This window comes from Frankia sp. CcWB3 (assembly GCF_977927595.1).
This window is the reverse complement of the sequence record NZ_CDWRCK010000185.1, coordinates 1-8,652: the sequence shown is the minus strand read 5'-3', so window position 1 is coordinate 8,652 and position 8,652 is coordinate 1. Positions and strand designations below refer to the sequence as shown.

Genomic DNA, 8,652 nt, shown 5'->3' with positions numbered 1-8,652 from the left:
GCCAACATTACGCACAGTTACCAAACTGGCTGGGGTTTCACGCCCACCCCGGTTAACTTCGAAGACCCCCTAAGGCGGAGGAACTCGTTGCAAATCAGTTCCTCCGCGGTGGCGCCGACGAGGCCAAGGAGTTTTTCGAGGACGGATTTCGTAAGGTCTTTTCTCGGGCGCGTGGTTTTGCGTCGAAGCGGTACCCGATCACGGTTTATTACGCATTCAAACAGTCTGAGGTGGACGACTTCGGGGAGGCGTCGAGCGGCTGGGAAACTCTACTCGAAGGCATGATCCGTGGCGGCTGGGAGATTACATCAACCTGGCCGATGCGAACCGAGGGTGCGGGACGTCTCCGAGCAACTAGCTCCAATGCGCTGGCCTCCTCGATCGTACTATCGCTGCGCCCTCGTCCCGAGGGAGCGCCGACGACGGACCGGCGTGGGTTCATCGCGGCGTTGGGGGCGGAGCTACCGGACGCGCTTCGAAAGCTGCAGCAGGGGCAGATCGCGCCGGTGGACCTGCCGCAGGCGGCGATCGGGCCGGGGATGGCGGTGTTCAGCCGGTACAGCGCGGTCCTTGAGCCCGACGGCAAGAAAATGACCGTGCGCTCGGCCTTGGCGCGGATCAATGAGATCCTCGATGTGGTGCTGGCCGAGCAGGAGGGCGACTTCGACTCGACCTCCCGGTTCGCGATCGCGTGGTATCGCCAGCATGGCTACGGGGTTGGCAAGTTCGGCGACGCTGACAACCTCGCCCGGGCCCGCAACACCAGCGTCGACGTCATGGACCGGGAGGAGATTCTGACGAGCCGGGCTGGCAACGTGCAGCTCATCAAGCCCGCCGACCTGTCGTGGGACTACGACGTGCTGAAGGACAGCCACACCAGCAACTGGGAGGCCCTCCACCATCTGATCAAGGTGCTGGAACGGGACGGTATCATCCCGGCGGGCGACTTCCTCCAGGCGGCGTTGAGCCGCCCAGACGGCGCCGTCGATGCTGACCTCATCAAGGAGCTCACACACCTTCTCTTCCGCATCGCGGAGGGCAATGGCTGGACGAAGGACGCTCTGAGCTTCAATAGCCTCGTGACGAGCTGGCCGGAGATTCTGGAGGTCGCGCGCACCCAGAAGAAGCCCACCAAGACGCAGTTCGCGATCGACTTCGACGAGGACGAGTAGACATGGCGCTGAGCAACCGCGACCGCATCGACCGGATGTTCCAGGTCCTCGCCCCGGCGCTGGACGACTTCATCTCGTCGGTGATCGGACAGGCCGACCCGGCGCTGGGGGCTGAGTGGACGAAGCTGGTCCAGGCGAAGGACCTTAAGAACGGCGCCCCCGCGAGCAAGAGCTACGACCCGCTCGACCCGCAGGTCCAGTTCCGCCTGCTCACCGAGGGCAACATCACCGGCGGCTACAAGCAGGGCTGGTACCCGTTCAATCAGGCCGTCGGGCGCGTCGGCGAGACCTACGCCAGCGAGCTGCGCGAGGTGCGCAACGCGTGGGCGCACAACGGCTCGTTCAGCGACGACGACGCCTACCGCGCACTCGACACGGGCGAACGCCTGCTCAAGCTCATCGGCGCGAACGCCGAGACCGACGAGGTCCGCGGCATCCGGCTCAACCTGCGTCGCGTGGCCGCCGACAAGGACGACAAGAAGGTCCTCGAGGCCGCGGTCGACAACCCCGAGGCCACCGGCCTCAAACCGTGGCGCGAAGTGCTCCAGCCCCACGATGACGTCGCGACCGGCAACTTCCACGCTTCCGAGTTCGCGGCCGACCTCTACAAGGTTGCCGTCGGCGGCGAGGTCGACTCCGACTATGCCGACCCGGTCGAGTTCTTCAAGCGCACCTATCTTACCGAAGGTCTCTGCGACCTGATTGGCCGCGCCGTGCGGCGTCTTTCGGGTGACGACAATGCCTCTCCGGTTATCAACCTTCAGACCAACTTCGGCGGCGGCAAGACGCACTCGATGCTGTCGCTGTGGCACGTGGCCGCCGGACTTCCCGTGGGCGAGTTCCCGCAGGAGACCCAGGAACTGCTCACCGCCAACGGCTACCCCGGCACCGAGGTGAACCGGGTCACGATCGTGGGCAACCACCTCAGCCCGTCCGGTGTCACCAAGGACGACGGCACCCACGTCAACACGATCTGGGGTGAGTTGGCCTGGCAGCTCGGCGGTGCCGAGGCGTACGCCATCGTCGCCACCGCGGACAGCAACCGCACCCATCCCGGCGACGCGCTCCACACGCTGCTGGCGAAGTACGCGCCCGCCGTCATCCTGATCGACGAGTGGGTCGCCTACGCCCGCTCACTCGTGGGCCGCGACGACCTTGCGGGCGGCACGTTCGACGATCAGTTCACCTTCGCCCAGTCGCTGACCGAGGCCGCGAAGGGCACCTCGGGCGTCCTGCTCGCGATCTCGATTCCTGCCTCTGAGAGCGGGGTCGACTCGGAGATCGTGGCCGGGAACGCCGAGGAGGTCGGCGGCGCCAACGGCCTGGAAGCTTTGAAGCGGCTCCAGAACGTCGTGCGCCGGGTGGCTGATCAGTGGCGCCCGGCGTCGTCGGACGAGGCCTACCACATCGTCAGGCAGCGGCTGTTCAAGCAACCTGACGCCGCCGCGCTCGCCTCGATCGGAGCGACCGCCAAGGCGTACGTGGAGCTGTACCGCAAGTACACCGATGACTTCCCGCGTGAGGCACGCGAGACGTTGTACGAGTACTGCATCAGGTGGACCTACCCGATCCGCCCGGAGCTGTTCGACACCCTCTACGAGGAGTGGTCCTCGCTGGAGCGATTCCAGCGCACCCGCGGTGTGCTGCGGCTGATGAGCACGGTGATCCACGCGCTCTGGACGGGCGAGGACGCGTCACCGCTGATCATGCCGGGTTCGATCCCGCTCGCCACCGCGAACGTGAACGCCGAGCTGACGCAGTACCTCCAGGACTCCTGGAAGGCGATCATCGACGCCGATGTCGACGGCCCGAACTCCGAGCCGGCGCGCATCGACAAGGAGAAGCCGCTGTTCGGCCAGCGAGCGCTGACCAAGCGGCTCGCCCGCACGGTGTTCTTCGGCGCGGCCCCGACCATCGCACCCGGCTCGGTCCACAAGGGCATCGGTACCCAGCGGGTCTTCCTCGGCACCGCGATTCCCGGCGACGTCCCGGGTAACTTCCACTCCGCGCTGACCCAGCTTGGTGACCGGGCGACCTACTTCTACTCCGGGTCCGGCAAGCACTGGTACGATCTCCAGCCCAACATCACCCGCACCGCCAAGGACCAGGCCGAGCGGCTCCACAAAGAGGACGTGTGGAAGGAGATCGTCACGCGGCTGCTCGGCCAGGGCCGCCTGAAGGGCGACTTCGCCGGCGTCCACGTCTGCCCGGAGAACGACGCCGACATCCCGGACACCGGTGAGGCGCGCCTCGTCATCCTGCACCCGAAGTTCGCCCACAAGCGGGGCACCGAGTCGGTCGCCAAGGGCTTCGCGCAGAAGGCGACCGAGCAGCGCGGCAGCTCCAACCGGACCAACCGCAACATGCTCGTCTACCTCGCCCCCGACGAGGTCCGGCTGGGGGAGCTCGACGCCGCCACCCGCGACTACCTCGGCTGGAAGCACGTTCTCGACAACGAGGCCGACCTCGACCTGACCCAGAACCAGAAGAAGCAGGCCGCCCAGCGCCAGGCCCAGGCCGACCAGACCGTCACGGCCAGGCTCCTGCAGACCTTCACCTGGGCGCTCGTCCCGGCCCAGCCGGACCCGAGCGCGCCGTTCGTCATCCGGGAGGCTAAGGCCGACGGGCAGTCCACCTCGCTCGCCGAGCGGGTGTCCCGCCGCCTCGGCAACGACGGCGACCTCTCGACGAGGCAGGCCGCGGCGACGATCCGCCTGGCGATCAGCAAGGTCCCGCAGATCTGGAAGGACGGCCAGGTCTCGCTCGGCGCTCTGTGGGCGCTCTACAGCCAGTACCCCTACATGCCTCGCCTGCGCGACAGGACGGTTCTCAACGAGGGCATCATCGACCTGCCGATGATCTGGCAGACCGATGCCTTCGCGCTCGCCGCCGGCTATGACGACTCCGCCGGCCGCTACCTCGGACTTTGGACGCCCGAGGACAAGGGCGCCGCACCGGCGGCCACCGACTCGCTGCTCCTGGTGCGTCCCGACATCGCCGCCCAGCAGCGCGACGCCGAAGTCCCGGCGACGCCGGGCCTGACGGAGAGCCCGAGCGAGGACGACGCGAAGAAGCCCTTCAAACCGGACCCCGACCACCCGGGCGTCTACCATCGCAAGGTCAAGACGCGGTTCTACGGCGTGAAGACTCTGAATTCCGACAAGATCGCCCTCGACTTCAAGAACGTCGCCGACGAGATCATCGCCAACCTCCGCCAGGACGGCACCGAGCTCGTCGTGAAGATCGAGATCGAAGCCACGAAGAGCACCGGCTTCGAGGAAGGCCAAGTCCGCACCGTCTCCGAGAACGCCGGGACCTTAAAGTTCGACCAGTCGGGCTTCGAGGAGAGCTGAACGGCCGGTGTCGATCAGGTCGAGCACCCTGCGGCGGAACTCGGGTGTGGGCGATCGCCAGTTGCTCCAGGGTTGAGCCACGCATCGGGGCCGGTCCGCCGGACCCACGAATGCAGCGTGGGTCCTTCGACATACTCGGTCACCAGATACGGCTGCGGGCCCCGGTCGTCGAAGTCGAGGCATGGCTCGACACCAACCGCCCGGGGTGGCGTGGCGAGGACTGACGCGTCGAGGTCCCGGCCGCGGGGTACGACGGGGGCCTGAGAGTGCCGCAAGGCGACATGTATGGCCAGTCGACCTGGCAGAAACACCGAGCTGGCCTGGTGGAGCCGATACGCTACCCCAACCAGAACACAAACTGTCATGCTTCGTATTCGATTGTGGGGCGGAAAGCGTCATTGTGGGGGAAAACTGTGATATCAGTATTGGACCGGGAGATGTACTCGCTGGCGGTGGCGGCGGCGCTACTGCGGGTCCCGCAGAGCACTCTCGTCTACTGGCTTGAGGGCGGCGAGCGGCGCGGTCGCCTGTACCGGCCGGTGATCCGTCAGGAACCCCGCGGCCGCGGGGCCGCCGTGACCTGGGGTGAGTTCGTCGAAGCCGCGCTGCTGCGTGAGTACCGCCAGCGCAGGGTGCCGATGGCCGAGCTACGTGCGTTCATCGACAAGCTCCGCGACGACTTCGGCGTCCCCTACCCGCTCGCGGACCGCAGACCGTTGGTCTCCGGGAAGACCCTCGTGCTCCAGGCGCAGGACGAAGCTGGCCTCGCTCCCGAATTCTGCCTCGTCTCGGACGTCCGTGGCCAGATGCTGCTGCTGCCCCCCGCCGACGCGTTCATCCAGCGGATCGACTGGGGTGACGACGACCTCGCCGCGGCCTGGCGCCCACACGACGACACCGACTCCCCGGTGCGTTGCATCCCGAACCTGCGTGGCGGAAGCCCGTCCATCGGCGGGATCAGCACGGTCGTGCTGTGGGAGCACGTCGAGGCAGACGAAGACGTCGAGGAGATCGCCAACGCCTTCGACCTCACGGCGCAAGACGTCTGCTGGGCGCTTGCCTACGAGTACTCCGCCCGGGCGGCGTGACGCGGCTCAGGCCTGCGATCGTCCGGTTCTACATCGATGCCGACCTGCTCGGCCTCGGCAAGCTCCTGGGTAGATTACGGCCGGACGTAACCTACCCCGGCGATCCAGGTATCACACGATTCAAACGCGAACGTCCAGCCTGTCCCATCACTGATGTAGCGACCCTTGACGACGTCTGGATTCCCACCGCCGCCAAACACGGCTGGCTCGCCATCACCCGAGACAGTGCGATCCAGGGCCGACGATCGGAGATCAACGCCGTCCGGGAGAACGGCGCCCGTCTTGTATCGCTCGCCGGCAAGGAGGCGAAAGGCACCTGGGACCAACTGGAGATCGTCATGTGCCAGTGGCGGGCGATCGAAGCCCTCCTGGGCAAGCCCGGCCCCTTCATCTACACCGCGACCCGCACCTCCCTGACTCCGGTCGAGATATCGCCATGATCGGGAGCGGCTCGCTGTAGGGGTGCGGGAACCACCGGCAGTCGCGAGTACGTCACACCCGTCCCAGTGGCGGCAGTTGTCGGCCCGGCCCTCTACAGGGGTCGTTCGGCGCTCCGTGCGCGATCACGCGTCAGATCCGGTCGCCCAGGCCGAGGCGTTCGTGCTCGTTCTGGGCGCGGCGGGCTCAGCCGGCGGCACCATATCGCTTGATCATCTGGGTGGTCGTCCAGCCCACATGGTCAGCGAGCGTCTGTTCGCCGTCGGCGGCGTCGAGCCAAGCGTCGGCGGCAGTGCCGCGAGCCAGTTGACGAACGCGACGCCCGCCTTGCGGTACGCGGTCCGGGTCTCGTGACTGCGTCCCGCGGTCGCGAGGCTTTGGTCCCATCCGTCGAGCAGGAGCCGTCAGACGGGATCTGCCCCTTCGATGATCTTAACCATAGCTAAGGAATGGCGCGCGGCGCGCGCAGCTGACCCGGAGAGATTCGACCGTAGGCTCCTTCCGCTTCGGATTGAAGATTGCGAGAGGCCCGGCCTGCTACGTACGGTGGTCAGTATCGATCTATTCGGTCTGCCGGCAGATGCCACCCGAACTCTCCTCCTTGAACGCATCGACCACGCCTTGTCGAACCGGGCGAAACCTTCCGCCATGATGGCCTCGCGCGACGCCGACATCGAATATCAGATCCTCGACGACGACGTGTTTGACCTGGTAAACAATGACATTGGCTTCGAAAAGCTGCGGGCATGGGCTTGGATGACGGAGAGGTTTCCGCCCGAATAGGCCTGTGAGGGCCCAGGCTGGCCGCATCCAACGCGCTGAACGCTGCGATCGTTGCCTGCAACCGCGGGTATCTCCAGGCAGTATCAGCGGGTCGTCATGGCCTTGAGTTGCGCTGGCCGCCGAAGCGATCGACTGGCTCCGCCGCGGTCTGGCCGAGCACGAGGGTGGGCTGCCGACTGATCGCTTTCGTGACCTGCTGGTCGACCTGGAGATCGGCGCTGGTGACCGGGCGGCCGCTGTAGTCCTGCACAGGGACGACTTCGCATGTCGGCCCACGGTGTGTGCTTACCGGGCTGCTCGACACCGGCCGGCGATACGTGGCGGACACCGGACTCGCCGAGTGGGCGACGTCCGTTCAGCGCGCGCGGGTCTACCGGCGACCGGCCTTCGCTGGCGGCTTGGTGGCTGTCCTGCTCGCCGAGGGCGATGCCGACCAGGCGTGGAGAGTCGGTCTCCACAACTTTGACGTGCTCTTCGAACGAAGGCTCGTCCAGATCGTGGAGCCGCGGTGGACTAACCACCCGGCCGATGTGCTGGCGCCCTACCGCACGCTGATCGAGGCCCGCGTCCTCACCACGGCGGACAAGTGCAGCTACCGAGCAGCGGCCCGCCTGTTCCGTGACCTCCGTGCTGCCTGCCTCGCCATCGGCGACGCCGCCGGGTTCAGCGCCTACATCGGTCAGCTACGTACCGAATACAGGCGCCTGCCCACCTGCATCGCCCAGCTCGACGCGGCTGTCCTGTAACCACGCCGTTCGGTCCGGACGGGCATGGACGTCTGATCGGCGGGGGTTTGGGCGCCGAACCCAGCAAGACTCGAACCCAATGTCGCAGGTCGACGCGCTGCAGTCTCTGGCCGTGTTCGGGTGTCCACCCCTACCCGGCCACTTAAAGTGCAGATCACGACATATGTCGATCTTTGCTGGCAAGGTTTGAGTGCGCCCGGCAGGGATCGAACCTGCGACCTGGTGCTTAGAAGGCACGGCTCGATGCTCCCGGTGGCAGGCCACGCACCGGCCGCGACATCCACCGGCGTCCGTGGTCGTCCGCCGGCTTGGCTGCCGGACGCGCCCTCGCGTCGGCCCTCAGTAGAACGCCTCGAAACCCAGAAGCTGCTCGTCGCCACGGTGCCACACCGCAGCCGCATAGGTGAGATCGTGGTCGTCGCCCCTCGCGCCGCACTGACCCGGAACCCCGAAATGGCGCCGCATCTACTCTCAACGATGCGCCGCGTCGTTGAGAGTAAGCCACTGCAAGGGGCGACCGAAGCCATAGAGCAGGACAACGCGTGCATCGGCAAGGCGCCGCTCCACCTCGTCGACATCGGCCCATTGGCCGGCGACACGGCGCCACTCCCCCCCCGTGTCATCCCACAGGCGGTCACCAAGCACCCGGTTCCGCGGCTGTCGGTTCCCCATCACCCCACAGTCGCACAACCTCCGCGAGCCGCCAGGGGAAGGCCCCACCGCCCGAGCGTCCTCACCATCCGCGGGAATCTTGAATCTACTCGGAACGCTCTCGACGGGTACCACAGACAGCCTCGCCGCTGGGAGCCGCGAGAAGGCTGCCCACAGTTCGGATGTCCACCCCTACCCGGCCACTTAAAGTGCAGGTCACGACATATGTCGATCTTTGCTGGCAAGGTTTGAGCGCACCCAATCAGCACTAATGCGAACCTGAACCTGCAGGTCAACGGCCCGACCGTGTCCGTCGAGCCCGCCCACGCGAAGACCCGCCGGGCCGGCTACGCCGGCGACCGGAACGCTGGGCGCTCCTGAGCCACGGCGGAGCGTCCGGGCTCGGAATCGCTCGGAAGGT

At 66.6% G+C, this 8,652-nt stretch carries 8 protein-coding genes, 1 tRNA gene and 1 pseudogene; 7 read left to right on the top strand and 3 right to left on the bottom strand.

Annotated elements, in window-relative coordinates:
- Positions 1-68 precede the first annotated feature (68 nt).
- From ACY5KJ_RS14275 to ACY5KJ_RS14250, 6 genes and pseudogenes are all read left to right on the top strand, one after another.
- Positions 69-1,172: pseudogene (locus tag ACY5KJ_RS14275) on the top strand (hypothetical protein); the annotation flags it as partial.
- Positions 1,173-1,174: 2 nt separating this feature from the next.
- Positions 1,175-4,525 (top strand): Swt1 family HEPN domain-containing protein, encoded by a 3,351-nt coding sequence (locus ACY5KJ_RS14270; RefSeq protein WP_462188620.1) that lies wholly within the window; start codon positions 1,175-1,177, stop codon positions 4,523-4,525.
- A 413-nt stretch (positions 4,526-4,938) separates the two neighbouring features.
- Positions 4,939-5,613, top strand: a complete 675-nt coding sequence (locus ACY5KJ_RS14265) for a DUF433 domain-containing protein (protein WP_462188619.1) — start codon at positions 4,939-4,941, stop codon at positions 5,611-5,613.
- Positions 5,610-6,053: a PIN-like domain-containing protein gene (locus ACY5KJ_RS14260; RefSeq protein ID WP_462188618.1), complete on the top strand. Its 444-nt coding sequence runs from the start codon at positions 5,610-5,612 to the stop codon at positions 6,051-6,053. Before ACY5KJ_RS14265 ends, ACY5KJ_RS14260 begins: the two co-directional genes overlap by 4 nt.
- A gap of 115 nt (positions 6,054-6,168) precedes the next feature.
- Complete coding sequence (locus tag ACY5KJ_RS14255) at positions 6,169-6,405, top strand: hypothetical protein (protein ID WP_462188617.1); 237 nt, start codon at positions 6,169-6,171, stop codon at positions 6,403-6,405.
- Between the two features lie 192 nt (positions 6,406-6,597).
- Positions 6,598-6,834, top strand: a complete 237-nt coding sequence (locus tag ACY5KJ_RS14250; protein ID WP_462188616.1) for a hypothetical protein — start codon at positions 6,598-6,600, stop codon at positions 6,832-6,834.
- Positions 6,835-6,928: 94 nt separating this feature from the next.
- Here the strand turns inward: ACY5KJ_RS14250 and ACY5KJ_RS14245 are convergent, their stop codons facing one another.
- Positions 6,929-7,084, bottom strand: coding sequence for a hypothetical protein (locus ACY5KJ_RS14245; protein ID WP_462188615.1), 156 nt, complete (start codon positions 7,082-7,084; stop codon positions 6,929-6,931).
- A 31-nt stretch (positions 7,085-7,115) separates the two neighbouring features.
- Here ACY5KJ_RS14245 and ACY5KJ_RS14240 point away from each other — a divergent pair, with 31 nt between their 5' ends.
- Entirely contained in the window at positions 7,116-7,580 is a 465-nt protein-coding gene (locus ACY5KJ_RS14240) for a hypothetical protein (protein ID WP_462188614.1), read from the top strand.
- Between the two features lie 191 nt (positions 7,581-7,771).
- Here ACY5KJ_RS14240 and ACY5KJ_RS14235 read toward each other — a convergent pair.
- Positions 7,772-7,846, bottom strand: a tRNA-Arg gene (locus ACY5KJ_RS14235).
- 73 nt (positions 7,847-7,919) lie between these two features.
- Positions 7,920-8,045 (bottom strand): hypothetical protein, encoded by a 126-nt coding sequence (locus tag ACY5KJ_RS14230; RefSeq protein ID WP_462203567.1) that lies wholly within the window; start codon positions 8,043-8,045, stop codon positions 7,920-7,922.
- Positions 8,046-8,652: the final 607 nt, after the last annotated feature.